This window comes from Pseudaquabacterium terrae (assembly GCF_013266755.1).
GTDB classification, from domain to species: Bacteria; Pseudomonadota; Gammaproteobacteria; order Burkholderiales; family Burkholderiaceae_C; genus Pseudaquabacterium; species Pseudaquabacterium terrae.
In genome coordinates this window covers 612162-638196 of sequence record NZ_JABRWJ010000005.1, presented here as the reverse complement: position 1 = coordinate 638196, position 26035 = coordinate 612162, and the positions used below count along the sequence as shown (strand labels likewise).

Here is a 26035-nt window from a genome sequence, read left to right as displayed (position 1 = left end):
CCCGCAGATTGCCCTGAGAGACCCGATGAGAGCCCGGCACTTCAGCTCTTCGCGCTTTGCGCCGCCGAGCACCCAGTTCACGGCCAACACGCTGCGTGTGGCGACCTACAACATCCACAAGGGTGTGCGCGGCCTGGGCGTGGGCAAGCGGCTCGAGATCCACAACCTCGGGCTCGGCATCGAAGCGCTCGATGCGGACCTGGTCTGCCTGCAGGAAGTGCGCCTGTTTCACCAGCGCGAGGCGCTGCACTTCGAACGCACGTTGCTCGGTTGGCCCGAGGGCGGCCAAGCCGACTTCCTGGCGCCCGAGGGTTACGACGTCGCCTACCGCACCAATGCCACCACCAAGCACGGCGAGCACGGCAACGCGCTGCTCGCGCGCTGGCCGCTGGGCGACGTCTACCACCACGATGTGAGCGATCACCGCTTCGAGCAGCGTGGCCTGCTGCATGTGCCGGTGCTGTGGCAGGGCATCGAGGTGCACGTGATCGTGGCCCACTTCGGCCTGATCCACTCGAGCCGCGTGCGCCAGGTCGACCGGCTCGCGCAGTACCTCGCGGCGCAGGTGCCGGGCGAAGCCCACGTGCTGGTGGCCGGCGACTTCAACGACTGGGGCGAGCGGCTCGATGCGCCGATGCACGAGCGCGGCCTGCACCGCGCGAGAACCGGGGTTCCTGCACGCACCTTCCCGTCGCGTGTGCCCTTGTTCACGCTCGACCGCATCTACACGCGCGGTTTCCGCTGCGTCTCGACGCATGTGCCGCGTGGTGCCGCCTGGGCGCGCATGTCGGACCACCTGCCGCTGGTGGTCGAGCTGGCGCCGGATTGAAGTTTCCCTACAGCGGGTCGATAACGCCAGCATGCCGGGCTGTCATGCAGCCTGGTGCCCAACCGGGATGCTCACATCCCGCGTCAGAGGGAGCCCCGCCTTGAACCCCACCCGCACGCCGTATCGATTCATGGTCGTCGACGACAGTCGAGCGATCCGGGCCATCGTCGCGCGTCTGATCGAACAGTGCGGCTATCCCGAAGTCGAGGTCAAGCGTGCCGCCGACGGCGAGGAAGCATTGAGCCTGCTGCCCAGCTTCACGCCGCAGCTGATGATCACCGACTGGCACATGCCGCGCGTTTCCGGCCTCGAGCTGCTGCAGACGCTGCGCCAGCTCGGCCAGACCAACGTCAAGATCGGCTTCGTGACCACCGAGTCGCGGCCGGCGATGCTCGAGCAGGCGCGCACCAATGGCGCTGCCTTCATCGTCAACAAGCCGTTTCGTGACAACGAGCTGATCGACCACATTCGCGCGGCGGTGCCGTACAAGGCGCCGGCGGCGCCCGCGGCCGCGAATGTCACGCCGCGTGCCGCACCCGCTGCAGCGCCGGCTGCCGCGCTGCCGGAGCGGCCGCTGCGCATCGACCACGCCCAGGGCCTGATCGAGCACACGCTCGGCGGGCAGGACTTCAGCCTGAAGCTGCATGCCGCGATGGAGCCCGGCGCACTCGGACCGAACAACCTGCTGGGCCTGTATTCGGCGCCCGGCAAGCCGGCCGCCGCAGTCGGCGTGCTCGACCTCAGCGCCGTGTGCCTGGTCGGCGGCGGCGCGTTGCGTCTGCCCGTGGCGGACATCACCGCCGCGCAGCTGGCCGGCGAGCCGCATGACGCGATGGTCGCGCAGGCGACGACCTTCCTGCGCGCCGCCGGGATGATGCTGCAGGTCGACAACGCGCCCGAGGGCTGCACGCTGGCGCGCTCGATGGCCGTGCCGGCGGCGTTCCCGAAGCTGGTCGAGCTGCTCGAGCGCGGCGGCGAACGCTGCGACTACCAGCTCGCCATTCCCGGCCTCGGCGAAGGCCGCATGACCTTCATCGCGCTGTAGCACCTTCAGCCCATGGACCTCGTCAACCTCGCCGTTGCGGTCGTCTTCGTCAGCAACGCGATCATCCTGATCCTGCTGGTCTACATGCTCGTGCGCATCCTCGGCCAGACCGAGCAGACGCGCGAGATGATGGTCGGCGCCTCGCGCGAGCTCAACGATTCGGCGCGTGTGGTGCGTGATGCCGGCTACAGGATCGTCGACGCGCTGCGCGGCGGCTTCAGCGGTTCAGGCGGTGGCGGCGGTGGCAACTCGTCCGTGTTGCCGACGCCGGTTGCCGGTGTCGAGCTGCTCGACAAGCTCAACCAGATGATGGAAGAGATGTCCGCGGCGCCGGGCAGCGAGGGCACCGAGCGCGCCCTCGTCGACATCAGGAAGATGATGGAGAGCCTGTCGGCCATCGACCCGAGCAAGCTCGCCGAGTGGCAGCGCAAGCACAAGGGCGACCTCGAGAGCGTGATGGCGCAGCGCGACAAGCTGCTCACCGAGTCCGAGGCGATGCGGCGCCGGCTGCACGAGGCGCACCGCATCATCCTCGACCTGCGCGCCGCCAACAAGGCGGCCGAGGCGCAGGGCCACACGGTCGAGGCGCTGCGCGGCGAGGTCGCGAAGCACCAGCAGATCCTCGAGCGCGCGAAGGAACGCGTGCGCGTGGCTGAGCTGAAGGCCGATGCGCTCACGGCCGACGTCGAGCGCCTTGCCGCGGCCAACCCGGCCGGCGCCGCCGAGAACGAGGCGCTGAAGGAGGCGCGGCGCAAGCTCGCCGAAGTGGCCGCCGAACGCGACCTGCATGCCAGCGAGCTCGACAACCTGAAGCACGCGATGCAGCGCACGCTGGTCGAGAAGGACTTCATCGAGGAGCACTTCCTGCGCCTGGACGGCTCGCGCAGTGTGCTCACCGAGGCCAAGCAGGACACCGCCAGCGCCGACGCCGTGCTCGACGCACAGCCGGCCTGACGGCGCTTGCCGCTCTGGGGCCAGAATCGGCCCTGGCGCCGTCCCGCAGCGAGAAGGTTGTTGCCGGCGGCGCCGTAGCCGACGATGCCTCCCGCCGATCACCACCGCCGCTATCCGACGCTGCCGCCGGCCCAGGTGCTGCGGCCGGCGCTGGCGCTGCGCCCGGTGCTCAGCGGCGGCAACCGCGTGCGCCTGCTGGCCGGCGGTGACGAGCTGTTTCCGGCGATGTGCGCGGCGATTGCGCAGGCGCGCCGCCAGGTCTGGCTGGCGACCTACATCTTCCACGACGACGACGCGGCCCGCTGCGTCGCCAACGCCTTGGCCGAGGCCGCGCGGCGCGGCGTCTGGGTCGGCGTCGTCGTCGATGGCTTCGGCTCGAAGGCGACATTGCCCTCGCTGCGCGAGCGCCTGGTCCCGGCCGGCGTGCAACTGGTGGTCTTCCGCCCGGTCGACCGCTGGTGGCGCTTGCTGCAGCCGGGCCAGCTGCGCCGGCTGCACCAGAAGCTGTGCGTCGTCGACGGTCACGATGCCTACGTCGGCGGCATCAACCTGATCGATGACCGCAACGACCTGAACCACGGCCTGTGCGAGGCGCCGCGGCTGGACTTCGCAATCGAGCTGCAGGGTCCGCTGGTGGCATCGATCGAGCAGTCGGCCCGCGCGATGTGGAGCCGGGCCGCGCTCGGCGCCGACTGGCGCGACGAGCTGCTGACGCTGGCGCGCAGCGCCGAGCCGGTGGCGCGCGCCCGGCGCATGGCCTCGCGGCTGCGCATCCTGCCGCCGAGCACGCCGCACACCGTGGCGCTGGCCGAGCTGCCGCCGGTGCGCGCGGCTTTCCTGGTGCGCGACAACCTGCGCCAACGCCGGGCGATCGAGCATGCCTACATCGAGGCGATCTCGCGTGCGCGCCGCCGCGTCGAGATCATGTGCCCGTACTTCTATCCCGGCCGGCCGTTCCGGCGCGCGCTGCAGCGCGCCGCGGCGCGCGGCGTGCAGGTACGCCTGTTGCTGCAGGGCAAGCCGGACTACCGCTTCGCGGCGCTCGCGGCGCAGGTGCTGTACGGCGAGCTGCTCGACGCCGGCGTGCGCGTCTTCGAGTACATGCCGGCGTTCCTGCATGCCAAGGTGGCGGTGGTCGACGACGACTGGGCGACCGTCGGCTCGAGCAACATCGATCCGCTGTCGCTGCTGCTGAACCTGGAAGCCAATGTGATCGTCCGCGACATGCACTTCACCGGCGAGCTGGCGCTGCGCTTCGAGTCGGCCGTGCTGGCCTCGCGCGAGGTGCTGCAGCCCCCCGTCGGCCCCGGCTGGTGGAGCACGCTGCGGCGCGGCTTCGTCGCCTGGACCGCCTACTGGTTCCTGCGCCTGGCGGGCATGTCAGGCAAGTACTGATGGCGCTGCAGGGTGACTCAGCACCGGGAGAAAGCTCTTGAGCGTTCATCGTTTCGCGCCCTGGCGCCTGCTGGCCGCCGCCGCCGGCCTGCTGCTGTGCGCCACCGTGGCGGCGCAACCGGGCGCTGCGGCGGCCCCCGTCGCGGCCGCGGCGTCGGCACCAGCCTACCGCGGCCTGGGTGCAGCCTCGGTGGCGCCCGAGACCCTGCTGCGCTTTCGTCCACCGCCTTTGCCGCCGGAGATCTCGCGCCGCATCCAGGGCCTGCTCGACCTGCGCCCGCCCGGCGCCGGTGTGCTGTCGCCGGACGGCAAGCGCCTGTACTTCAGCTGGCGCGTGACGGGTGTCGACCAGGTCTGGCGGCTCGACGGCGCCGACCGGTTTCCGCTGCAGCTGACCGGCGGCGAAGACCGCACCACGATCGCCGCGGTGTCGCCCGACGGCCGCTGGCTCGCGCTGGAGCGTGACCGCCAGGGCGAGGAGAACCCCGGCTTCTACCTGCAGGCGGCCGACGGCGGCCCGCTGCGCGAGGTGCAGCACCGGCCCGGCGTGCAGACCGAGTTCCAGCACTTCTCGGCCGACAGCCGCTTTGCGTACTACGTGTCCAACGACGTCAGCCGCGATTCGTACGCCGTCTATCGCTACGACATCGGCGCCGCGCGTGCGGAGCGGCTCTTCGACGGCCAGGGCTTCTGGCGTGTCGCCGACGTGCAGCCGGGCCGGCTGCTGCTGGTGAAGGCCACCGGCTCGCGCGGCCGCGAATGGTCGCTGTTCGACGAAGCCACGCGCAGCGCGACGCCGCTGCTCGGCCAGGGCGAATACAGCGACTACGTGATGCGCTTCGGCGCGCGGCCCGGCCACTACGTCGTCGTCACCTCGAAGTCGAGCGGTTTCCTGCGCGTCTACGAATGGGCTGCCGGGCAGTCGCTGACGCCGGTGGCGGTGCCCGGCGGCGAGCGCTGGGATGTCGAGGGCCTGCTGCTCGACCGTGCCCGCAAGCGCCTGTACCTGACGATCAACGAGGCCGGCTACACGCGCGTGCAGGTGCTCGACGCGACGACGCTGCAGCCGCTGCCGCTGCCCTGGCCGGCGGGCCTGGATCACCAGATCGTCGCCGCGGCGAGCGCCGACGGCGAGCAGGTGGTGCTGGCGCTCGCGCCGCCGGACCGGCCGCGCGAAACGGCGGTCTGGAACTGGCGCGACCGCACGCTGACCCGCTGGACCGTGCCGTCCACCCCGGAGGCCGATACGCGCCAATTCGCGCCGGCGACGCTCGAGAGCTACCCGGCGCGCGACGGCACGCCGATCCCGATGTTCGTGCGCCGGCCGGCGCGCTGCCTGGCCGCGGCCGAGCCGCCGTGCCCGGTGATCGTGCACTTCCACGGCGGGCCGGAGAGCCAGTCGAAGCCGGGCTTCTCGCCGATCTGGCAGTTCTTCGTCGAGGCCGGCTTCGTGATCGTCGAGCCCAACGTGCGCGGCTCGTCGGGCTACGGTAAGGCCTGGCTCGATGCCGACAACGGCGCGAAGCGGCTGCAGGTGATCACCGACATCGAGGATGCCGCGCTGCATCTGCGCTCCGCGTGGACGCGCAACGGCGTCGCGCCGCGCATCGGCGTCTACGGCGGCAGCTACGGGGGCTACGCGGCCTTGATGGCGATGACGCGTTTCGCCGGCGCCTACGATGCCGGCGTGTCGAACGTCGGCATCGCCAATCTGCTGAGCTTCATCGAGAACACGGCACCGTACCGGCGCCAGTTGCGGGTCACCGAATACGGCGACCCGGCCACCGACCGCGAGGCGATGATCCAGCTGTCGCCGACCCGCTGGGTCCACCAGCTGAAGGCGCCGCTGATGATCGTGCAGGGCGCCAACGATCCGCGCGTGCCGGTGGGCGAAGCGCTGCAGATGCACGAGGTGGCGCGCGCCCGCGGCGTGCCGCTGGAGCTGCTGCTCTTTGCCGACGAAGGCCATGGTGCGTCGACACGCGCGAACCAGGCGCTGCAATGGGGTCACGTGCTGCGCTTCTTCCAGCAGCACCTGCCGGGCCGCTGAGCGATCAGCGGCGCAGCCGCGGATGCGGCTGCGCGAAGTAGAACCACTCGTTGCCGGGCTCGGCGGCGGGGTTCGGGAAGACGATGCAGCCGTCGAAGGGTGCCAGGACCGGCGTGCCGTCGTGCCGCTGCGCGACCGGCTCGCCGGAGGTGATGCGGTCGAAGCTCTTCCAGGCGCGCACGAAGACGTCGCCCGTGTGCAGCTTGTCGACCACCTCGCTCAGGTGCAGGCCTTCGATGTGCGTTGCCGGCGGCGGATCGGGGGCGTCGATCAGCTGCAGGTGCGCCAGCGTATTGACGATCGCCTGAACCCCGACGGCCGGCGCCTGCGGGTCGTCGTGCTGGCCGCATTCGAGCGTCAGCGCGCAGCCGCCTTTCGAGCGCATGTATTCGGTGGTGCCGATGCCGTAGCGCGGGTCGAGATCGAGTGGTGCGGCGGGCCGCGCCGAGTACAGCGCCTGCCGCCGCGCGACGCCGGCGGCATAGGTGCCGAGCCAGCCGTCGACCGCGCGCTGCACGCCGAGCCGCAGCGCCAGCGCTTCCTCGCGCGCAGCCTGGGCGAACGGTTCGAGCGGGCCATCGTTGTCCGGCGGGCCGACCAGCACGAAGGGCAGGCCGGGCGACTGGAACGAGTGCAGGTCCAGCAGCACCTCGTGCTGCGCGAGCAGCGGGCAGAGCCAGTTCGCGACGTGGTCCTCGAACTCGCGCGGCGCGTCGGTCGGGCCGAGCTTGCGGTTGAGGTTGCGGTCGCCTGCGCGGCGGCGCTCGGCGTAGGCCAGCGGGTTGGTGATCGGCACGAAAGTGACTGCGCCACGCACCAGCGGCAGCTGGCCGCTGTCGATCTGCTCGATCACGCGGCCGATCGCCTGCGTGCCGCAGGTCTCGTTGCCGTGCACCGCGCCGAGCACGATCAGCCGGGGGCCGGCTTGCGCGCTGGCGTAGGCGATGGCCTTGAACGGTGCGACTCTCATCGGACCCCCTTGGCCCTGCGGGCCGTCCCCCCGAGGGGGAGCGAGCGCCTTCGGAACGGCCGTGCGGCGCTCGTCATGTCACGCCATCAGCGAGATCACCGGCCAGCCGCGCTCGGCGGCTTCGGCGGCGAGCCGCGGATCCGGGTCGACGACCACCGGATGCCTGACGGCCAAAAGCAGCGGCAGGTCGTTGATCGAATCGCTGTACAGCGTCGAGTTGCACTCGGCGAGCCGGATCTGCCGCTCGGCGAGCCAGTCATTCAGCCGCGTCACCTTGCCTTCGCGCATGTTCAGCGTGCCGCTGGTGCGGCCGCTGAAGCGCGCGCCGATCCGTTCGCATTCGGTGGCGATCAGGTGCGGCAGGCCCAGGTGCGCGGCGGTCAGCTCGGTGATGAAGCGGTTGGTCGCCGTCGTCATCACCAGCAGCTCGCCGGCCTCGGCATGGCGCTGCACCAGCGCGCGGGCTGCGGGCTTGATGCGCGGCGCGATCACGCCGTCGAGGAAGGCACGCCGCAGCGGCTGCCATTCGTCGACCGTGCGCGCGGTGAGCGTCGAGACGTAGAACTCGCAGAATTCCTGCGCGCCGACCGTGCCGGCGCGGTAGTCGTGATCCATCGCCGCGTTGCGCGCGCCGAACTCGGCGCGGTCGAGTACGCCCTGGTCCATCAGGAACTCGCACCACAGCACATCGCTGTCGCCTTCGAGCAGCGTGTGGTCGAGGTCGAACAGCGTCAGCGTCAGCATCAACCGGGGCTGCGCAAATGCCAGGCTTTCGGCCGTGTGAAGGCCTGGATGCCGTAGCTCGACAAGGTCAGCCCGACGCCCGAATCGCCGACGCCGGACCACGGCAGCCGCGGGCTGACACGGTCGCAGCAATTCCAGTAGACGCTGCCGGCATTGACCTGCGCGAGCAGCGTGCGTGCCGCCGTTTCGTCGCGCGTGTAGATGCCGGCCGTCAGGCCGTAGCGCGTGTCGTTCATCAGCCGCAGCGCCTCGTCGTCATCGCTGACCTTCTGGATGCCGATCAGCGGGCCGAAGCTCTCTTCACGCATCAGCGCCATCGTGTGGTTCACGTCCGTGAACACGGTCGGTGCGTAGTGCTGGCCAGGGCCGGGCAGCCGGTGGCCGCCGCAGCGCAGCGTCGCGCCCTTGGTTTTCGCATCGGCGACCTGGGCGTCGAGCACGTCGAGCTGCGGCGCGCGGGTGATCGCGCCGATGTAGGTGGCGTCGTCCAGCGGGTCGCCCGCCTTGAAGCGGGCGACGGTGGCGAGGAACTGCTCGACGAAGGCGTCGTGAATGGCCTCGTGCACGTAGATGCGCTCGACCGAGCAGCAGCTCTGGCCGGCGTTGTACATCGCGCCGTCGGCCAGGCTCTCGGCGGCGGTTTTCGGATCGGCATCGGCGCGCACATAGCTCGGGTCCTTGCCGCCGAGCTCGAGCTGCAGCTTGATCATCCGGCCGGCCACCGCGGCGGCGATGCGCTGCCCGGTGGCGTGGCTGCCGGTGAAGAAGACGCCGTCGATGCGCTGCTCGAGCAATGCCGCGCCGACCTCGCCGGCGCCGACCAGGCACTGCAGCACGTCGGCCGGCACACCGGCGGCATGCAGCAGGCGCGTGATGTGGCGGCCGGTCAGCGTCGCGTATTCGCTCGGCTTGTACAGCACGGTGTTGCCGGTCAGGAGCGCCGGCACCAGCACGTTGCAGCCGACGAAGTACGGATAGTTCCAGGCCGAGATGTTGGCGATGACGCCGAGCGGCACGTGCGAGATCTGCTCGTGCATGCCGCCGCCGTCGAAGACGTGCTCGTCACGCACCGCGCCCTCGGCCTGCTCGAGGAAGTAGTCGAGCCGCGGCAGCAGGCCGTTCAGCTCGTTGCGAGATTGCGCGATCGGCTTGCCGACCTCCTGCGTCAAGGTCAATGCCAGCGCCTCGAGCTCGGCGACGATGCCGGCGCGAAAGCGCTGGATCATGCCCAACTTGTCGGCGATCGGCACGCGGGCCCAGGCCGGTTGCGCGGCGAGCGCGGCGGCGGCCTTGGCGGCGACCGACGCGGCGTCGTCGCACGGAAGTTCAGCGATCGGCAGGCCGGTCGCCGGGTTGGCGATGTGAAGGATCTTGCTCATCGTGATGCTCCTCGTGCGGTGCGTGCCGCGTCGAGAAAGTGGCGCAGCAACGGCCCGTCGTCGAAATGCGCCGGGTCGTCGGGATCGTGGAATTCGGGGTGCCATTGCACGCCGGCGACATAACCCGGGCCTTCGCGGCGGATCGCCTCGATCATGCCGTCTTCCGGGCAGTGCGCCTCGACCGTGAAGCCGGGCGCCAGGTCCTTGATGCCCTGGTGGTGGATGCTGTTGATCGTCGCCCGTCGGTCGGGATAGAGGGCTGCCAGCACCGAGCCCGGGACGAATTCGACGCTGTGGAAGTGGCGTTCGTACTTCGAGCCGTCGCGGTGCGATTGGGATTGCGGCCGTTGCGTGGCGATGTCCTGCAGCAGCGTGCCGCCGAAGTTGACGTTCAGCAGCTGCAGCCCGCGGCAGATGCCGAACACCGGCTTGCCGGCATCGACGAAGGCCTGGATCAGTGCCATCTCGTAGCGGTCGCGCACACGGTCGCCGCTCCAATCAGGTGCCAGCGCGGTTTCGCCGTAGGACTCGGGCGCGACGTCGTTGCCGCCTTGCAGCACCAGGCCATCGAGCGCCTGCGCGTAGTGCGGCAGGTCGATGTCCGAGCGCTTGACGAGGCTGTCGCGGTCGACCGCCGGCACCATCACGGGGATCGCGCCGCCGGCCAGCAGCCAGTGTGCGACCGACTGCTCCAGGTAGTGCAGCGTCTTGGTCCAGACGCCGCTGACCAGGATGCCCGGCGTGCCCGGGTAATAGATGCGGGCCGAGACGCCGATCAGCAGCGGGCGGTTCGGGTCCATCGTTCTACATCGCCGCCTTGAAGAAGCGCTCGTAGTCGGCCGCGGTGGCCGGCCGCGGGTTCGTTCCGCCGGTGAAGTCGGTTGCCGCCAGCGGCACCAGCTGCGGGATCTGCTCCGGCTTGACGCCATACGCGGCCAGGCCGCCGGTGATGCCGATCTGCTGCTTCAGGCTCTTGAGCCAGCCGACGAAGGCGGTACCGCCACCGGCCAGCCCGACCACGTGCGCCATCTCGTCGAACTTGCCCGGCACTGCTTCGTGGTTCCAGGCCAGCACGGTGTCGATCATCAGCGCGTTCGCCAGGCCGTGGTGCAGGTCGCAAACGGCGCCGAGCGCGTGCGCGCAGGCATGCACCGAGCCGAGATCCTTCTGGAACGCGATCGCCCCCATCATCGAGCTCATCAGCATGTCGGCGCGCGCGGGCAGGTTGCCGGGCTCGCGCACCGCGGTGGCCAGCGCGCGCGCGCCGATGCGCAGGCCTTCGAGCGCGATGCCGTCGCACAGCGGGTGGTAGGCGGGAGACAGGTAACTCTCGATGTTGTGCGTCAGCGCGTCCATGCCGGTCGCGGCGGTGATCGCCGGCGGCAGGCCGAGCGTCAATTCCGGATCGGCGAAGACTGTCTTGGCGAGGATCTTCGGGCTGAACACGGTGCGCTTGTGGTGCGTGTCGTTCTCCGAGACGACGGCCGAGCGGCCGACCTCGCTGCCGGTGCCGGCGGTCGTCGGCAGCGCGACGAAGTACGGCAGCTCGTTCACGATGGGGCGCACCTGCGGGTGGTCCCAGACGTAGTCGAGGATGTCACCCTCGTGCGTCGCCGCGATGCCGACCACCTTGGCCACGTCGAGCGCGGCGCCGCCACCGAAGCCGATCACGCAGTCGGCCTCATGCGCCTTGTACGCCACGGCACCCTCCATCACCTGCGCGCAGGTCGGGTTGCCGTGCACGCCGGCGAAGAGGCCGACCTGCAAGCCGGCCAGGTGGCTGCTGAATTCGGCGAGCACCGGCAATTGCGCGAGGGCCCGGTCGGTGACGATCAGCGGCCGCGCCAGACCTTGCTCGCGCAGGTGCGCGGCGACGAGGCGGCGCGCGCCGGGGCCGAAGTGGATCGGCGTGGGGAAATTGAACTTGGTGATGTCCATCGTTCTCAAGCAAATGTGGCTTTGCCACTTTGCTTGACCCCCTCGGGGGGCCTGACGCGAAGCGGCAGGTTTGGGGGTACTAGTTTGTCAGATGATCTCGAAATAGCGCTTCAATTCCCAATCGGTGACCGCGTCCTGCCATTGCCGATGTTCCCACTCCCGGGTGGCGGCAAAGTGATCGACGAAGGTATCGCCGAACCAGTCGCGCGCAATCGCCGATTCCTTGAAGTTGTGCGTCGCGCGGATCAAGGAGCGCGGCGCGCGCGGCACGTCGTCCGCGCCCTGGTTCGTGCCGGTGATCGGTGGCGTCGTCAACGCGAGGCCTTGTTCGACGCCGTGCAGGCCGGCGGCAATCACCGCGGCCATCGCGAGATACGGATTGACGTCGGCACCCGGACAGCGCGTCTCCAGCCGCGTCGCCTTGGGTGACCCGGCGATGACGCGGAAGCTCGCGGTGCGGTTGTCCAGCCCCCAGGTTGGCTTGACCGGCGCCCAGAAGCCGTCGACCAGCCGCTTGTAGCTGTTGATCGTCGGCCAGAACATCGGCGCGAATTCCATCAGGCAGGCCAGCTGTCCGGCGAGGTAACTCTCGAACAGCGGGCTCATCGAGCGCTCGTTGCGCGCGTCGTAGAACAGGTTGTTCTTGCCGTCCGACAGGCTCTGGTGGATGTGTCCCGAGCAGCCCGGGTACTTCGCGCTCCACTTGGCCATGAAGCTGGGCATGATGCCGAAGCGCTTGCCAATCTCCTTGGCGCCGGTCTTGAACAGGATCGCGCGGTCGGCCGCTTCGAGCGCGCCGCTGAAGGCGATCGCCACTTCGTAGACTCCCGGGCCGGTTTCCGTGTGCAGGCCTTCGATCGGCACGCTGAAGGCGGCCATCTCGTCCATCAGCGCATTGAAGAAGCCGCGGTTGTCGGCCATGCGCAGCAGCGAGTATCCGAACATGCCCGGCGTCAGGTTCGTGGGACCGACCCCTTGCTTCGCGGCCCAGCTCTGTGGCGTCTCGCTGAAGTTGAACCACTCGAACTCCATGCCGGCCATCGGCTTGAGCCCCAGCTTCTCGGCGCGGCGCAGCACGCGCTTGAGCACCTGGCGCGGGCACACCGGGTGCGGCGTGCCGTCGGCATTGACGAAGTCGGCAAGGAAGAACGGCACCTTGTCGTCCCACGGCACCTGGCGCAGCGTCGACAGGTCGATGCGCGCCTGGGCGTCGGGGAAGCCGTGCTGCCAGCCGGTGACCTGCGTGTTGTCGTAACACTGGTCGCCCGAGTCCCAGCCGAAGACGACGTCGCAGAAGCCGAAGCCCGTATCGGCGGCGCCGAAGAACTTCTCGCGGTGCAGGTACTTGCCGCGCAGGATGCCGTCGATGTCGCTGACGGCGACCTTCACCTTGCCGGCGCCCGACTGGCGGATCGCGGTGAGTGCCGGGTGGTCCTTCTTGGTCACCATGCGCTTCAATCTCCTGTGGTTTTCAGTTCGTCGAGTGGTCGTGGTGGCTGATGCCCAATTCCTTCAGCGCATCGGCCACCGCGTTGACAGCCTGCTGGATCTCGTGCCTGCCGATCGCGCCGATGCAGCCGACGCGGAAGGTCTCGATCTGCGTCAGCTTGCCAGGATAGAGCACGAAGCCGCGCGCTTTCGTGGCAGCGTAGAAGCGCTTGAAATCGTAGGCCGGATGGGCCGGCGCGTGGAAGGTGACGATGATCGGCGCCTGCACGCCGGGCTCGAGGTACGGTTCGAAGCCGAGCCCGCGCATGCCCTCGATGAGCGTGCGGCAGTTGTCGGTGTAGCGCGCCAGCCGCGCCGGCTGGCCTCCTTCTTCGATGAACTGCTGCACGCTTTCAGCCAGCGCGACGACCACGTGCGTCGGCGGCGTGAAGCGCCACTGGCCGGTCTTCTCCATGTACTGGTGCTGATCGAACAGGTCCATCGCCAGGCTCTGGCTGTTGCCCGCGCAGCCCTCGAGCACGGCCTTGCGCAGGATCACGAAGCCCATGCCGGGCACGCCTTCGAGGCATTTGCCGCTGGCGGCGATCAGTGCATCGAATCTGATCGCGCGCGCATCGATCGGCAGCGCGCCGAAGCTCGACATCGCGTCGACGATCAGGCCCTTGCCGCGGTGTTCGCAGACCGCCGCCACCTCGGCCAGCGGGTTCAGCACGCCGGTGCCGGTTTCGCAGTGGATCAGGATCACGTGCGTGATCGAGGTATCGGCCTGCAGCTTGTCGTCCAGCGCGGCCGGCGACACCGGCTCTTGTTCGCCGAAGGGCAGCACCGTCAGGCGGCGTCCCATCAGCTGCGTCAGCTTGGCTGCGCGTTTGCAGTAGGCGCCGTTGTCGAGCACCAGCACGTGGCCATCGCGCGGCACGATTGTGGCCACCGCCGCCTCGACGCTGAAGGTGCCGCTGCCCTGTAGCGGCACGACGGTGTGCGTGGCCTGGCCGTTCACGATGTCCAGCAGCCGCTGGCGCAGCTGCGCGGTCACGGCGTTGAAGTCGCTGTCCCACGAGCCCCAGTCCTTGAGCATTGCGAGCTTGGTGCGCAAGGTCGTCGTCAGCGGGCCGGGGGTCAGCAGGATGCGGTCGCGGTCCATGGTTTGTCTCTAGCCTTTCCAAGCCTGCGTTCTGCGATCGACCCACCAGCCGAGCGCCATGAACAGCAGCGTGGCGACGGTGTTTGCAGCGGCGATCAGGATCGCCATCGCCGCGGCGGCGCCGATCTCGCCGGCCTCGTCGAGGTTCAGGATGGCGATCGATGCGACCTTGGTCTCCGGCGAATAGAGGAACACGACGGCCGAGATCGTCGTCATCGCGTTGATGAAGAAATAACGCGCGATGTCCACGAGTGCCGGCGTGCAGATCGGCAGCGTGACGCGCCAGAAGGTCTTGAAGAAGGGCACCTTCAGCGAGGCCGAGACCGATTCGAACTCGGGATCCAGCGCCTTCAGCGCGGTCACCGCCGTCAGGTGGCCGGTGGTGTAGAAGTGAACGATGGTGCAGATCGTCAGCAGCGTCAGCGTGTGGTACAGGCCGCCCAATGGATTGCCCGGTGCATTGAAGAAGAAGATGTAGCCCAGGCCAAGCACCAGGCCGGGCACGGCCATCGGCAGCAGGCTGAACAGTCGCACGACGCTGCGCAGCGGCCGCGCGCCTTGCGTCTTCTCCAGCAGGTAGGCGCCGGCAAAGACCAGCAGCGTGCCGACCAGCGCCGTGCCGGCCGACATCACGAGGCTGTTGACGAAGGCCTCGCCGACCTCGGCATCGACCAGCCCCATCGTGTAGTGGCGCCAGCTCGGCTTCAGGTCGTAGGGCCAGAAACTCGCGAACGACGCGAACAGCGCCATGCCGAGCATCGCCAGGATCAGCGCACAGACCGTGGCGCAGTACAGCGACATCAGGCCGTCGAACAAGGGCGCGCGCTTTGGCCGATAGGGCACCGCACGGGCGCTCAGCATCGCCGTCTGCTTGCGGCTGACCCAGTGATCGACCGCAAACGTCAGCACGGCCGGCGCCAGCAGCAGCAGCGCAACGACCGCACCCTTCGGAAAGTCCTGCTGGCCGATCACCAGCTTGAAGACATCGGTCGCCAGCACGTTGAAATTGCCGCCGATCACCTTCGGAATGCCGAAGTCGGTGATCACCAGCGTGAAGGTCACCAGCGCCGCCGAGATCAGTCCGTACTTCGCGCCCGGCAGCGTGATCGTGAAGAACTTGCGCCGCGCCGTCGTGCCCAGCGCATCGGCGGCTTCATAGAGCCGCGCATCGGCGGCTGCCAGCGCGGTGATCAGGATCATCAGCGCATGCGGGAACACCGCGAACGTCTCCGCCAGCACGATGCCCGGCGCGCCGTAGATCTGGTCGATGCCGACCGCGGCCAGCCAGTGTTTCAGCACGCCCTGGTTGCCGAACCAGTAGATCAGCGAGATGGCGGCCAGCAGCGAGGGCGCGAGCAGCGGCACCAGCGTGATCGTGCGCACCAGCGCCTTCAAGCGCATGCGGCTGCGCGTCAGCGCGTAGGCAAAGCCGAAGGCGGTCGGCAGGACGATGATGCAGACCAGGCCCGAGACCCACAGGCTGTTCCACAGCGAGTCGAGCAACGCCGGCGTCTGCGCATAGGCGATGAAGTTCGCCAGGCCGACGTACTGGCCCTGGTTGTCCTCGATCGCCTTCAGCAGGATGGCGCCGAGCGGGCCGGCGAGAAAGGCCAGCAGCGCCAGTGCGACGATCACCATGCCGGCATGCGCGAGCCGCTCGGTCCAGTGGATCTTCAAGCGCACAGGCGCAGAAGCGAGCGCCGCGGCAACAGCCGTCATCCAAACACCCGCATGCGCTCCGGCAGCAACTTGAGCGGCAGCCGGCTGCCGACCTCCAGCTGCGCTTCGGCCAGGTAGTTCAACGACAGGTAGACAGTGAGCTTGTGGCTGCCCAGCGGTGCGCTGGTCACGCGCACCAGGCAGTACGGCCCCATGAACTCGATCTTGTCGATCTGCGCTTCGAAAACGTTGTCATCACCTTCGCTGATCGGCCGCGCCAGCACGTCCTCGGGCCGCAGGTAGATGCGCAGCTCGCGGCCCTGCGCATGGCCATTCAGCGAACCCGGCGCGCAGTGGAACAGCTGCTCGCCGACACGCAGTGCATCGCCTTCGCGCACTGCCGGCAGCGCATTGATGCGGCCGACGAAATCGGCGACGAAGAGGGTGGCCGGATCGCGGTAGACATCGAAGGCCGAGCCGACCTGCTCGATCACGCCCTGGTTCATCACGACGATGCGGTCGGCCACCGCGAAGGCCTCTTCCTGGTCGTGCGTGACCATGATCGTCGTGACGCCGAGCTTGCGCTGCAGGCTGCGGATCTCCTGCCGCAGCTTGACGCGCACGATTGCATCGAGTGCCGACAGCGGCTCGTCCAGCAGCAGCAGCCCGGGCGAGGTGGCCAGCGCGCGCGCCAGCGCGATGCGCTGCTGCTGGCCGCCCGACAGCTGCGCCGGAAACTTCGCCTCGCAGCCGGGCAGGCCGACCAGCGCCAGCAGCTCGGTGACACGCGCCTTCGCCTTGGCCTTCGGCACCTTGCGGTTGACCAGGCCGTAGGCGACGTTGTCGGCGATGCTCAGATTCGGAAACAGCGCATACGACTGGAAGACGATGCCGTAGTCGCGCTCGGCCGGCGGCAGCCGCGAGATGTCGCGCCCGGCCAATGTGATTCGCCCGGCGGTCTGTTCCTCGAGCCCGGCGATGATGCGCAGCAGCGTGGTCTTGCCGCAGCCCGAGGGCCCGAGGAAGCAGACGAATTCGCCCTGCGCGATGTGCAGGTCGATCTGCTCCAGGGCCACGAAGCTGCCGAAGGCCTTGCGGATGCCCGACAGCTCCAGGAACGGCGTCGACACGTCAGCGTTTCTCGGATTTCGCGTTGTAGCGCCTGGTCCACTCGGCGAGCACGCGCTCGCGGTTCTCGGCCACGGTCGCGAAGTCCATCTTCACCAGCCGCGCCTCGTAGTCCTTCGGCACGTTGGCCAGCGGCGCGGCGACGCCGGGCTGCGCGGTGATCGCGAAGTTCTTGCCGTAAAGCAGCATCGCGTCCTTGCTCGACGCCCAGTCGGCCAGCTTCTTCACCGCATCGAGCTTCTTGGTGCCCTTGTGGATCGCGAAGGCTTCCAGGTCCCAGCCCAGGCCTTCCTTCGGGAACACCAGGTCGATCGGCGCGCCCTTGGCCTTGTTCGCGTTGGCGCGGTATTCGAAACTGATGCCGACCACGTACTCGCCCGCGGCCGCCATGTTGCAGGGCTTCGAGCCGGAGTGCGTGTACTGCGCGATGTTCTCGTGCAGCCCGTCCATGTACTTCCAGCCGCCGCCCTTGCCGCCGTCGTCGCCCCACAGCGTGAGCCAGGCGGTGACGTCGAAGAAGCCGGTGCCCGACGAGGCCGGGTTCGGCATCACGATCTGGCCCTTGTAGGCGGGCTTCAGCAGGTCCTTCCAGGTCTCGGGCTTCGGAATGTTCTTCTTCTGCGCCTCGACGGTGTTGAAGCACACCGTCGCACCCCAGACGTCCATGCCGAACCAGGCGGGCGGGTTCTTCTTGTCCCGGAACTGACTCATGATCGCGTCGAAGTTCAGCGGCCGGTACGGCTCGAGCATGCCGTTGCGGTCGAGCAGCGCGAGGCTGGAGGCCGCCACGCCCATCACCGCGTCGGCCTGCGGGTTGGCTTTCTCGGCCAGCAGCTTCGCGGTGATCACGCCGGTGGAGTCGCGCACCCAGCGCAGGTCGATGTCAGGGTGCACTTTGTTGAAGCCTTCCTGGTAGGCCTTCAGCTGGTCGGTTTCCAGCGCGGTGTAGACCAGCAGCTGCGTCTTCTGCGCCGCGGCGGGCAAGGCCAGCGCGAGCAGGGCCGCGGCGGCGAACAAGTGGACGGAACCCGGAATTCGCATGAACTTCTCCTTTCATTGGCCCCAAGACGCCTTCGGCGTCGGCCCCCGAGGGGCGCAGTCGCCTTGGGGCGGCCCGGCAGCGCCTGCGTGCCGCGCAATCTATCGCCCTGCTTCGAAGTGTGTCAACGGTATTTTGCTGATTGTTGACAATAGGCGATCCGGGTCGTCCAATGCACGCGAATGGACAGCCCCCAGCTCACTTCGTTCGCGGCCCCCGAGGGGCGCTCAGCGCCCTTCGGGCGGCCGGGCGGGCACTGATGAAGCGCGCCGCGCACCCGACGATCGCCCTGCTGCAATCGAGCTCGCTCACCTCGGTTGTGCAGCAGGAGATCGAGCGTCGCATCCTGCAAGGCGAGCTGGCGCCCGGCGCCAAGCTGATCGAGGCCGAGCTGGCCGCGGGCCTGGGCGTCTCGCGCGGGCCGGTGCGCGAGGCCTTTCGCATGCTCGAGGAAGCGGGCCTCGTGCGCCAGGAGAAGAACCGCGGCGTCTTCGTGCGCAACATCCCGCTCGACGAGGCGATCGAGATCTACGACCTGCGCGCGATGATGGACGAGTCGGTCGGCCGCCAGCTGGCCGCCGCCATCACGCCCGAGCAGCTGAAGAGCGTGCGCGCGATGGTCGATGCGATGGAGAAGGCGGTCAAGGCGGGTGACGCCGACAGCTACCACCTGCTGAACCTCGACTTCCACGACAAGCTGGTGGAGTACACCGGCAACCGCAAGCTGACGGTCATCTACCGCCGGCTAATCAACGAGCTGTCGCTGTTCCGCCGCCTGAATCTCGCCGACGCGAAGCTGCTGCCGATCTCGGCCGGCGAGCACCGCGCGATCGTCAAGGCCATCGCCTCCGGCGACCCGGATGCCGCCGGCCGCGCGATGCGCGACCACGTGCTGGTCAGCAAGGACCGCACGATGAAGAACAACATGCCGCAGGCGCCCCATTTGGCCAATTCAGCGGCGCCCGGCTGGCCGCCGTCGCGCGCGCCGAACCGCAAGGACCTGTCGAATGCTTGAAGTCAATGGCCGCCGCTATGCCCTGCCGAGCCGGCCCACGGTGATCGTCTGCGTCGACGGCTGCGAGCCCGACTACATCGCCCAGGCGGTGGCCGGCGGCCACGCGCCGTGGTTCAAGCGCACGCTGGCCGCCGGCACCGCGCTGATCGCCGACTGCGTGATCCCCAGCTTCACGAACCCGAACAACCTGAGCATCGTCACCGGCGCGCCGCCGTCGGTGCACGGCATCTGCGGCAACTACCTGTTCGATGTCGAGAGTGGCACCGAGCTGATGATGAACGACCCGCAGTGGCTGCGCGCGCCGACGATCCTGGCCGCGCTGTCCGCCGCCGGCAAGGCCTGCGCGGTGGTCACCGCGAAGGACAAGCTGCGCCGCCTGCTCGGCCACGGCATGCGCGGCATCTGCTTCTCGTCGGAGAAGGCCAACGCGGCGACCGTCGAGGAGCACGGAATCGACCGCGTGCTCGAGCTGGTCGGCCAGCCGCTGCCCGATGTCTACAGCGCCGCGCTGTCGGAATTCGTCTTCGCCGCCGGCGTCGCGCTGATGCGCACGCGCTGTCCCGACCTGATGTACCTGTCGACCACCGACTACATCCAGCACAAGCACGCGCCCGGCACGCCCGGGGCGAACGCCTTCTACACGATGATGGACGGCTACCTCGGCGCGCTCGACGAGATGGGCTGCGTGATCGTCGTGACCGCCGACCACGGCATGAACGCCAAGACCCGGCTCGACGGCAGCCCCGACGTGATCTACCTGCAGGACCGGCTCGACGGCTGGCTCGGTGCCGGCCGCGCGCGCACCATCCTGCCGATCACCGACCCCTACGTCGTGCACCACGGTGCGCTCGGCTCGTTCGCCACGGTGTACCTCGGCGACGAGGACGTCTCGCGCACGATGGCCTGCATCGCCTCGCTGCCGGGCATCGAGCGCGTCTTGACGCGCGACGAGGCGGCGAGTGCGTACGAGCTGCCGCCGGATCGCATCGGCGACGTCGTCGTCGTCTCGGAACGTTCGACCGTCATCGGCACGTCGGCCGCGAAGCACGACCTGAGCGCGCTCGAAGTGCCGCTGCGCTCGCACGGCGGCGTCTCCGAGCAGCGCGTGCCGCTGATCGTCAACCGCCCGATCGCCGGGCTCGACGAGACCCAGCGCTGGCGCAACTTCGACGCCTTCGACCTGGCGTTGAATCGAGCGCAATAGATGAGCCCGCGGCACGAAGCCTTGCGCATCGCCGGCGAGAAGATCGGCGCCGATCGCGCGCCCGATCGTTGCATCGAGGTTCGCAACCCCTACACCCGCGAGCTCGTCGGCACCGTGCCGAAAGCGACGCTGGAAGAAGTGCGCCAGGCCTTTCAGATCGCCCGCGCCCACAAGTCGGCCCTGTCGCGCTTCGAGCGCTCGAACATCCTGAACCGCGCGGCGGCCGCGGTGCGCACGCGCAGCGCCGAGATCGCCGCGCTGATCACCGCCGAAAGCGGCTTGAGCCTGAAGGACAGCCGCTACGAAGCCGGCCGCGTCGCCGACGTGCTGATGTTCGGTGCCAACGAGTGCCTGAAGGACGACGGCCAGACTTTCTCGTGCGACATCACGCCGCATGGCCGCAAGCGCCGCGTGCACACGCAACGCGAGCCGCTGCTCGGCGTGATCACCGCGATCACGCCGTTCAACCATCCGATGAATCAGGTTGCGCACAAGGTGGTGCCTGCCGTGGCCACCAACAACCGCATGGTGCTCAAGCCCAGCGAGAAGGTGCCGCTGTCCGCGCTGCTGTTCGCCGACATCCTCTACGAGGCCGGCCTGCCGCCGGAGATGCTGAGCGTGATCACCGGCGATCCGCACGAGATTGCCGACGAGCTGCTGACGCATCCGGCGGTGGACCTCATCACCTTCACCGGCGGCGTCGCGATCGGCAAATACATCGCCTCGAAGGCCGGCTACCGGCGCGTGGTGCTCGAGCTCGGCGGCAACGATCCGATCATCGTGATGGACGATGCCGACCTCGACGAGGCGTCGACGCTTGCGGTGCAGGGCTCGTACAAGAACTCGGGCCAGCGCTGCACGGCGGTCAAACGACTGCTGGTGCACGAGCAGGTCGCCGAGCGCTTCACCGAGCTGGTCGTCGACAAGACGCGGGCGTGGGCCTACGGTGACCCGAGCGATGAGAAGACCGAGATGGGCACGGTGATCGACGAGGCCGCGGCGCGGCTCTTCGAAGCCCGTGTCGACGAGGCGATCGCGCAGGGCGCGCGGCTGCTCGCCGGCCACCGCCGCCACGGCGCGCTGTACGCGCCGACGGTGCTCGACCGCGTCGACCCGGCGATGACGGTGGTGCGCGAAGAGACCTTCGGCCCGGTGTCGCCGATCATCCGTTTCGGCTCGGTCGACGAAGCGATCCGCATCGCCAACGGCACCGCCTACGGCCTGTCGTCGTCGCTGTGCACGAACCGGCTCGACGTGATCCGCCGCTTCGTCGACGAGCTGCAGGTCGGCACCGTCAACGTGCGCGAAGTGCCCGGATACCGGCTGGAACTCACGCCCTTCGGCGGCATCAAGGACTCGGGCCTGGGGTACAAGGAAGGTGTGCAGGAAGCGATGAAGAGCTTCACGAACCTGAAGACCTACTCACTGCCCTGGTGAACGAACTGATTCGATGAGCAACCTGCTGAACCTGTTGGCCGCGATCTCGCTGCTCGTCTGGGGCACGCAGATCGTGCGCACCGGCATCCTGCGCGTCTTCGGCGAGAACCTGCGCCACCTGTTGTCGGTCAGCATGGGCAACCGCTTCAACGCGGTGGTCGCCGGCATCGGCGTGACGAGCCTGGTGCAGTCGAGCACGGCGACCTGCCTGATCGTCTCGTCCTTCCTCGGACGCAACCTGGTGCCGCTGGCCGCCGCGCTGGCGGTGATGCTCGGCGCCGACATGGGCACCAGCCTGATGGCGGTGGCCTTCTCGTTCGACCTGTCGTGGCTGTCGCCCTTCCTGATCTTCGTCGGCGTGGTGATGTTCACGACGAAGGAGAAGACGACCGCCGGCCGCCTCGGCCGCGTCGCGATCGGGCTCGGGCTGATGCTGATGTCGCTGCAGCTGATCGGCGAGACGACGCGGCCGCTCACCGAATCGCCGCCGGTGCGCGCGCTGCTGGTCGCACTGCCGAACGAGATCCTGCTCGACATCTTCGTCGGCGCGCTGCTGACGGTGCTGTCGTATTCGAGCCTCGCGATCGTGCTGCTGACGGCGACGCTGGCCTCGTCGGGCATCGTGCCGGTGCCGGTCGCACTCGGCCTGGTGCTGGGCGCCAACATCGGCAGCGGACTGCTTGCGGTGATCACCACCGCGCGCTCACCGGTCGCCGAGCGCCGGCTGCCGCTGGGCAACCTGCTGTTCAAGGTGATCGGCTGCCTGATCGCGATCCCGCTGCTGCCGCAGGTGATGCAGCACCTGCCGCAATGGCTGCAGTCGCCGCACCAGCAGGTCGTGCTGTTCCACTTCGGTTTCAACGTGATGCTGGCGCTGGTCTTCATCGGCTTGACGCCGCTGATCGCGCGCACGCTCGAGCGTTTGCTGACGGTGCCGCGCCAGGGCGAGGGCACGCGGCCGCGCCACCTCGACCGCTCGGCGCTGCAGACGCCGTCGCTGGCGATCAGCTGCGCCGCGCGCGAGGCGCTGCACCAGGCCGACGTCGTCGAGACCATGCTGCGCGGCATCCTGCCGGTGCTGCGCGAGAACGACATCGAGCTCGCCGACCGGCTGCGCACGATGGACGACACCGTCGACGAGCTGTACACCGAGATCAAGCTGTACCTGACGCAGATCTCGCGCGAATCGCTGTCCGAGCGCGAAAGCCGGCGCTGGACCGACATCGTCTCGTTCACGATCAACATGGAGCAGATCGGCGACATCATCGAACGCGTGCTGCAGGACATCGAGGACAAGAAGATCCGCAAGGACCGCCGCTTCTCCGATGCCGGCATGGCCGAGATCTGCCACCTTCACGAGCGCCTGCTGGCCAACCTGCGGCTGGGCATGAGCGTCTTCCTCGACGGCCACGTGCGCGATGCCAGCCGGCTGCTCGAGGAGAAGGCGCGTTTCCGAGACCTGGAGCATGAATACGCGGCCACCCACATTGCGCGTTTGCAGGACAACACCGCGCAGAGCATCGAGACCAGCTCGCTGCACCTGGACCTGATCAGCGACCTGAAGCGCATCAACTCGCACATCTGCTCGATCGCCTATCCGATCCTCGAGTCGGCCGGTGCGCTGTCGCCGACGCGCATTCGGCATTCAGTCCTGGCGCCGCTCGACGCCGAGGAACCACGAAGAACATGACCTGGCCCATCGTGGCCGCGGTGCTGTTCGGAGCGCTGCTGCACGCCGGCTGGAATGCGCTGGTCAAGTCCAGCGGCGACAAGGAGCTCGACACCGCGCTGGTGCATTTCCTCGGCGCCGTGGTCGCGCTGCCGCTGCTGCTGATCGTCGGTCCACCGCCGGCGAGCGCGGCGCCGTTCATCGCCGCGTCGCTGGTGATCCACATCGGCTACTACATCGCGCTGGCCGGCGCCTACCAGCACGGCGAGCTGGGGCTGACCTATCCGATCATGCGCGGCTTCGCGCCGCTGCTGGTGGCCATCGGCAGCGGCGCGGTGCTCGGCGAAGCGCCGACGCCGCTGGCCTGGGCCGGCATCCTGGGCATCACCGCCGGCGTCGCGCTGGTCGGCCTGAGCTCACCGGGCGAGACGCTGCATCACCACAAGGCGCTGGCCTATGCCTTCGCCAACGCGGCGATCATCGCCGTCTACACCTTCGTCGACGGCAAGGGCGTGCGCAGCACCGTCGACGGCGGCATCGGCGCGGCGAGCTACGTGCTGATGCTGTCCGCGCTGGACGGCGTGACGTATCCGGCACTGGTGTGGTTCAGGCGCAGCACGGAAGGCCGCCGCGCGATCCTCGATTACGCGCGCCGGCGCTGGCCCTTGGCGACGATCGGCGGCAGCGCGTCGATCGGCTCGTATGCGATCGCGCTGTGGGCGATGACGCGTGCACCGGTGGCCTCGGTCGCCGCGCTGCGCGAAACCTCGGTGCTGTTCGCCGCGCTGCTCGGCACCTGGATCCTGAAGGAACGCTTCGGCCGCCAGCGTGCGCTGGGCACGCTGGTGATCGTCGGCGGGGTGATGGCGCTGCGCTTGGGCTGACGCGCCCTTTGTACGCTAGCGCGGCGGCTTGTCGGGCCGCGGCGGGCCCGGCGGGCGCGGCTTCTTCGCACCTTCAGGTCGCCGCTGACCTTGCGGCGGCTGGCCGGCGCCGGGCGGGCGGGGACCGCCAGCGTCGCGGCGCGGCGGGCGGCGCTGGTCGTCCGGCCGCGGCGGCCGGCGATCGTCGCGGCGCGGCGGCCGGTCGCCGCCGGGCTGCACGAAAGGCGGCGGCGCCTCGGCCGCTTCCTTGCGGGCCTGCACGAGCACGGCCTCCAGCTGCTCGGGCGTCATGCCCTTGAGCGCGCAGAAGTTCGGCGTCGTCAGGCGCGTGGTCTCGAAGTCGCGCAGCAGGCGGGCTCGGTCGCGCCGCTGCTGCAGCACCTCGGCCTGCTCGCGCTGCTGTTCCTGCTGCACCAAGGCCCGCTCGCGCTGTTGTTCCTGCTGCACCAACGCCCGCTGCTGGCGCTCGGCGGCGTCACGCTCTTCGCGGCGGGCGCGGCGGCGCTTCAGTTCCTCGCGCGCCGCCTCGCGGTGTACGTCGCTGACCGGGCCGGCGGGCTGGCCGTCGAGGTCGAAGCGCTCGGCGGCCTTGGTCAGCGCGATCAGGTAGCCGTTGCCCAGCGTGTGGCGGCGGAAGAAGGCCGACAGGTCGCGCTTGCTGAACTGGCCCGGTGCGCGCGCCTGGATGTCTTCCTGCACGCGCAGCTTGACCGGCTTCGGCGCACCGGCGAACAGCGCCGGAAACAATGCTTTCAGCTTCGCGGCGACCTCGGCCGGATCGGCCTCCGGTGCGCGCGCGGCGGGCGCGGGCGCTGGTGCGGCGGCCTCGTCGGCCATCGGGGCGGCGGCCTCGTCCGCGACCGGGGCGACGGTCTCGGCGACCGGCACCGCGGCGTCGTCGGGCAGCGCAAGCGCTTGCTCGCAGGGCGCGGCTGCGTCGTCGGGCAGGGCGATCGCGTCGTCGGGCAACGCAAGCGCCTCGGCAGGCGTGGGGGAGGGTTCGGGCGCCGGCGTGGCGGACTCGGTCATGGATCGGGGCCCGGGCGGGCACTGGAAAGCAAGTCCCGGATTGTGCACAGCCCGGCGGGCTGTGGCGTTTCATGATGCCCCCAGGCGGCGTTGCCGCCGCCCCCCGGGGGGGTTGAGTCAAGTGGCAAAGCCACATTGACTCAGTTCGCCCCAGATGCCGATCGGTTGCCGAGCCCGAACAGCTCCGCAATCGCCGCGCGGTACTGCGCCTGCCCGAGCGAGTTGGTGTTGTGGTGCGAGCCGCCGTCGACCAGCAGGAAGCGCTTCGGTTCGGCCGCGCGCTCGAACAAGGCCTTGCCGAGCGCCGGCGCGATCAGCGTGTCCTCGCTGCCGTGCACCACCAGCACCGGCGCGCCGACGCCTCCGATGCGCGCCGCGGCGTCGAAGCGCTGGGTGATCAGTGGGCCCAACGGCAGCCAGCCCCACTTGAACGTGCCGAAGACCTCGGGAATCGACGTGAAGCTGCCTTCGACGATCAAGCCCGCCTCATCGACGACGTCGGCCGCCAGGTGCACCGCGATCGCGCCGCCGAGCGAGTGGCCGAAGATGTAGCGCGGCGCCGCCGGCTGCTGCGCTGCCAGCCAGGCCCAGGCGGCCCGCGCGTCCTCGCGCGCCATCGCCTCCGACGGCAGCGCCGCCGTGCTGCGGCCGAAGCCGCGGTAGTCGACGCCGAGCACCGCGAAACCCAGCTCATGCATGCGGCGCATGCGGTGCGCGCTGCCGCGCACGTCCCAGCGCGCGCCGTGCAGGTACAACAGCCGCGGCGCATCGGCGTGCGCCTGCGGCAGCCACAGCCCGTGCAGCTTGACCGGCTCGCCGCTGTCTTCCGACGTGAACGCGATCCACACGTCGGACATGCCTTCGGCCGCGGACAGGCCGCCCCACCAGGTGCGGTCGCTCGGCTGGAAGATCCACTTGCGCTGCTGCTCGTCGAGCGTCGCGCAGCCGGCGAAGCCGCCGAGCGCCATGCCCAGCGCCAGCAGCGCTGCAGTGGCGCCGCGCCACCGGGGGCGGCGCCGGGGGCTGGCGGCGGAGATGTCAACTGACATGCGCGGATGTTCGCATGCAGCCGGG

22 protein-coding genes are annotated in these 26035 nt (G+C 69.3%); 10 read left to right on the top strand and 12 right to left on the bottom strand.

What is annotated here, in order from left to right; all coding sequences use genetic code 11:
- Positions 1-25: 25 nt before the first annotated feature.
- From HLB44_RS18885 to HLB44_RS18865, 5 genes are all read left to right on the top strand, one after another.
- A complete protein-coding gene (locus tag HLB44_RS18885) occupies positions 26-829 on the top strand; it encodes an endonuclease/exonuclease/phosphatase family protein (RefSeq protein WP_173125345.1) in 804 nt (267 codons plus the stop codon).
- A 100-nt stretch (positions 830-929) separates the two neighbouring features.
- Positions 930-1874: a response regulator gene (locus HLB44_RS18880; protein WP_173125343.1), complete on the top strand. Its 945-nt coding sequence runs from the start codon at positions 930-932 to the stop codon at positions 1872-1874.
- Positions 1875-1886: 12 nt separating this feature from the next.
- Positions 1887-2828, top strand: a complete 942-nt coding sequence (locus tag HLB44_RS18875) for a hypothetical protein (RefSeq protein ID WP_173125341.1) — start codon at positions 1887-1889, stop codon at positions 2826-2828.
- 84 nt (positions 2829-2912) lie between these two features.
- Positions 2913-4223, top strand: coding sequence for a cardiolipin synthase ClsB (clsB, locus tag HLB44_RS18870; protein WP_173125339.1), 1311 nt, complete (start codon positions 2913-2915; stop codon positions 4221-4223).
- 37 nt (positions 4224-4260) lie between these two features.
- Positions 4261-6273 (top strand): S9 family peptidase, encoded by a 2013-nt coding sequence (locus tag HLB44_RS18865; RefSeq protein WP_217283718.1) that lies wholly within the window; start codon positions 4261-4263, stop codon positions 6271-6273.
- A 4-nt stretch (positions 6274-6277) separates the two neighbouring features.
- Here HLB44_RS18865 and HLB44_RS18860 read toward each other — a convergent pair whose 3' ends face one another.
- The 10 genes from HLB44_RS18860 to HLB44_RS18815 form a co-directional block, all read right to left on the bottom strand.
- Positions 6278-7243, bottom strand: a complete 966-nt coding sequence (locus HLB44_RS18860) for a succinylglutamate desuccinylase/aspartoacylase family protein (RefSeq protein WP_173125337.1) — start codon at positions 7241-7243, stop codon at positions 6278-6280.
- 78 nt (positions 7244-7321) lie between these two features.
- Positions 7322-7987, bottom strand: coding sequence for an HAD family hydrolase (locus HLB44_RS18855; RefSeq protein WP_246312326.1), 666 nt, complete (start codon positions 7985-7987; stop codon positions 7322-7324).
- On the bottom strand, positions 7987-9366 hold the full coding sequence (locus HLB44_RS18850) for an aldehyde dehydrogenase family protein (protein ID WP_173125335.1): 1380 nt from the start codon (positions 9364-9366) through the stop codon (positions 7987-7989). Before HLB44_RS18850 ends, HLB44_RS18855 begins: the two co-directional genes overlap by 1 nt.
- On the bottom strand, positions 9363-10166 hold the full coding sequence (locus HLB44_RS18845) for a gamma-glutamyl-gamma-aminobutyrate hydrolase family protein (RefSeq protein WP_173125333.1): 804 nt from the start codon (positions 10164-10166) through the stop codon (positions 9363-9365). The genes HLB44_RS18850 and HLB44_RS18845 overlap by 4 nt, the downstream gene beginning before the upstream one ends.
- Before the next feature lie 4 nt (positions 10167-10170).
- Complete coding sequence (locus tag HLB44_RS18840) at positions 10171-11304, bottom strand: iron-containing alcohol dehydrogenase (RefSeq protein ID WP_173125331.1); 1134 nt, start codon at positions 11302-11304, stop codon at positions 10171-10173.
- Positions 11305-11391: 87 nt separating this feature from the next.
- On the bottom strand, positions 11392-12753 hold the full coding sequence (locus HLB44_RS18835; protein ID WP_173125329.1) for a glutamine synthetase family protein: 1362 nt from the start codon (positions 12751-12753) through the stop codon (positions 11392-11394).
- A 22-nt stretch (positions 12754-12775) separates the two neighbouring features.
- The gene (locus HLB44_RS18830) at positions 12776-13897 is read right to left on the bottom strand and encodes a 2-aminoethylphosphonate--pyruvate transaminase (RefSeq protein ID WP_173125328.1); all 1122 of its coding nucleotides are present in this window, start codon (positions 13895-13897) and stop codon (positions 12776-12778) included.
- A gap of 9 nt (positions 13898-13906) precedes the next feature.
- Positions 13907-15616, bottom strand: coding sequence for a putative 2-aminoethylphosphonate ABC transporter permease subunit (locus HLB44_RS18825; RefSeq protein WP_173125326.1), 1710 nt, complete (start codon positions 15614-15616; stop codon positions 13907-13909).
- On the bottom strand, positions 15613-16686 hold the full coding sequence (locus HLB44_RS18820) for a putative 2-aminoethylphosphonate ABC transporter ATP-binding protein (RefSeq protein ID WP_173125324.1): 1074 nt from the start codon (positions 16684-16686) through the stop codon (positions 15613-15615). The genes HLB44_RS18825 and HLB44_RS18820 overlap by 4 nt, the downstream gene beginning before the upstream one ends.
- A gap of 1 nt (position 16687) precedes the next feature.
- Entirely contained in the window at positions 16688-17725 is a 1038-nt protein-coding gene (locus HLB44_RS18815) for a putative 2-aminoethylphosphonate ABC transporter substrate-binding protein (RefSeq protein ID WP_173125322.1), read from the bottom strand.
- Positions 17726-17982: 257 nt separating this feature from the next.
- Here HLB44_RS18815 and HLB44_RS18810 point away from each other — a divergent pair, with 257 nt between their 5' ends.
- The 5 genes from HLB44_RS18810 to HLB44_RS18790 are packed head-to-tail and all read left to right on the top strand — an operon-like array spanning position 17983 to position 23932.
- Positions 17983-18738 (top strand): phosphonate utilization associated transcriptional regulator, encoded by a 756-nt coding sequence (locus tag HLB44_RS18810; RefSeq protein WP_173125320.1) that lies wholly within the window; start codon positions 17983-17985, stop codon positions 18736-18738.
- Positions 18731-19942 carry a phosphonoacetate hydrolase gene (phnA, locus tag HLB44_RS18805; RefSeq protein WP_173125318.1) on the top strand — a complete coding sequence of 404 codons (1212 nt, stop codon included), beginning with the start codon at positions 18731-18733 and terminating at the stop codon, positions 19940-19942. Before HLB44_RS18810 ends, phnA begins: the two co-directional genes overlap by 8 nt.
- Entirely contained in the window at positions 19943-21379 is a 1437-nt protein-coding gene (phnY, locus tag HLB44_RS18800; protein ID WP_173125316.1) for a phosphonoacetaldehyde dehydrogenase, read from the top strand.
- A 13-nt stretch (positions 21380-21392) separates the two neighbouring features.
- Positions 21393-23069 carry a Na/Pi cotransporter family protein gene (locus HLB44_RS18795; protein ID WP_173125314.1) on the top strand — a complete coding sequence of 559 codons (1677 nt, stop codon included), beginning with the start codon at positions 21393-21395 and terminating at the stop codon, positions 23067-23069.
- The gene (locus tag HLB44_RS18790) at positions 23066-23932 is read left to right on the top strand and encodes an EamA family transporter (protein WP_173125312.1); all 867 of its coding nucleotides are present in this window, start codon (positions 23066-23068) and stop codon (positions 23930-23932) included. The genes HLB44_RS18795 and HLB44_RS18790 overlap by 4 nt, the downstream gene beginning before the upstream one ends.
- Positions 23933-23947: 15 nt before the next feature.
- Here HLB44_RS18790 and HLB44_RS18785 read toward each other — a convergent pair whose 3' ends face one another.
- Both HLB44_RS18785 and HLB44_RS18780 read right to left on the bottom strand, forming a co-directional pair.
- Positions 23948-24961: a ProQ/FINO family protein gene (locus HLB44_RS18785; protein WP_246312325.1), complete on the bottom strand. Its 1014-nt coding sequence runs from the start codon at positions 24959-24961 to the stop codon at positions 23948-23950.
- A 140-nt stretch (positions 24962-25101) separates the two neighbouring features.
- Complete coding sequence (locus HLB44_RS18780) at positions 25102-26010, bottom strand: alpha/beta hydrolase (RefSeq protein ID WP_173125310.1); 909 nt, start codon at positions 26008-26010, stop codon at positions 25102-25104.
- Positions 26011-26035: the final 25 nt, after the last annotated feature.

What these genes read in the sequence shown, in the direction of transcription:
- HLB44_RS18830 (WP_173125328.1), bottom strand. Translation starts at nt 13,897, where the DNA reads ATGGACCGCGACCGCATCCTGCTGACCCCCGGCCCGCTGACGACGACC.
- clsB (WP_173125339.1), top strand. Translation starts at nt 2,913, where the DNA reads ATGCCTCCCGCCGATCACCACCGCCGCTATCCGACGCTGCCGCCGGCC.
- HLB44_RS18885 (WP_173125345.1), top strand. Translation starts at nt 26, where the DNA reads ATGAGAGCCCGGCACTTCAGCTCTTCGCGCTTTGCGCCGCCGAGCACC.
- HLB44_RS18840 (WP_173125331.1), bottom strand. Translation starts at nt 11,304, where the DNA reads ATGGACATCACCAAGTTCAATTTCCCCACGCCGATCCACTTCGGCCCC.
- HLB44_RS18785 (WP_246312325.1), bottom strand. Translation starts at nt 24,961, where the DNA reads ATGACCGAGTCCGCCACGCCGGCGCCCGAACCCTCCCCCACGCCTGCC.
- HLB44_RS18780 (WP_173125310.1), bottom strand. Translation starts at nt 26,010, where the DNA reads ATGTCAGTTGACATCTCCGCCGCCAGCCCCCGGCGCCGCCCCCGGTGG.
- HLB44_RS18835 (WP_173125329.1), bottom strand. Translation starts at nt 12,753, where the DNA reads ATGGTGACCAAGAAGGACCACCCGGCACTCACCGCGATCCGCCAGTCG.
- HLB44_RS18825 (WP_173125326.1), bottom strand. Translation starts at nt 15,616, where the DNA reads ATGACGGCTGTTGCCGCGGCGCTCGCTTCTGCGCCTGTGCGCTTGAAG.
- HLB44_RS18795 (WP_173125314.1), top strand. Translation starts at nt 21,393, where the DNA reads ATGAGCAACCTGCTGAACCTGTTGGCCGCGATCTCGCTGCTCGTCTGG.
- HLB44_RS18845 (WP_173125333.1), bottom strand. Translation starts at nt 10,166, where the DNA reads ATGGACCCGAACCGCCCGCTGCTGATCGGCGTCTCGGCCCGCATCTAT.
- HLB44_RS18855 (WP_246312326.1), bottom strand. Translation starts at nt 7,987, where the DNA reads ATGCTGACGCTGACGCTGTTCGACCTCGACCACACGCTGCTCGAAGGC.
- phnA (WP_173125318.1), top strand. Translation starts at nt 18,731, where the DNA reads ATGCTTGAAGTCAATGGCCGCCGCTATGCCCTGCCGAGCCGGCCCACG.
- HLB44_RS18860 (WP_173125337.1), bottom strand. Translation starts at nt 7,243, where the DNA reads ATGAGAGTCGCACCGTTCAAGGCCATCGCCTACGCCAGCGCGCAAGCC.
- HLB44_RS18875 (WP_173125341.1), top strand. Translation starts at nt 1,887, where the DNA reads ATGGACCTCGTCAACCTCGCCGTTGCGGTCGTCTTCGTCAGCAACGCG.
- HLB44_RS18810 (WP_173125320.1), top strand. Translation starts at nt 17,983, where the DNA reads ATGAAGCGCGCCGCGCACCCGACGATCGCCCTGCTGCAATCGAGCTCG.
- HLB44_RS18790 (WP_173125312.1), top strand. Translation starts at nt 23,066, where the DNA reads ATGACCTGGCCCATCGTGGCCGCGGTGCTGTTCGGAGCGCTGCTGCAC.
- phnY (WP_173125316.1), top strand. Translation starts at nt 19,943, where the DNA reads ATGAGCCCGCGGCACGAAGCCTTGCGCATCGCCGGCGAGAAGATCGGC.
- HLB44_RS18850 (WP_173125335.1), bottom strand. Translation starts at nt 9,366, where the DNA reads ATGAGCAAGATCCTTCACATCGCCAACCCGGCGACCGGCCTGCCGATC.
- HLB44_RS18815 (WP_173125322.1), bottom strand. Translation starts at nt 17,725, where the DNA reads ATGCGAATTCCGGGTTCCGTCCACTTGTTCGCCGCCGCGGCCCTGCTC.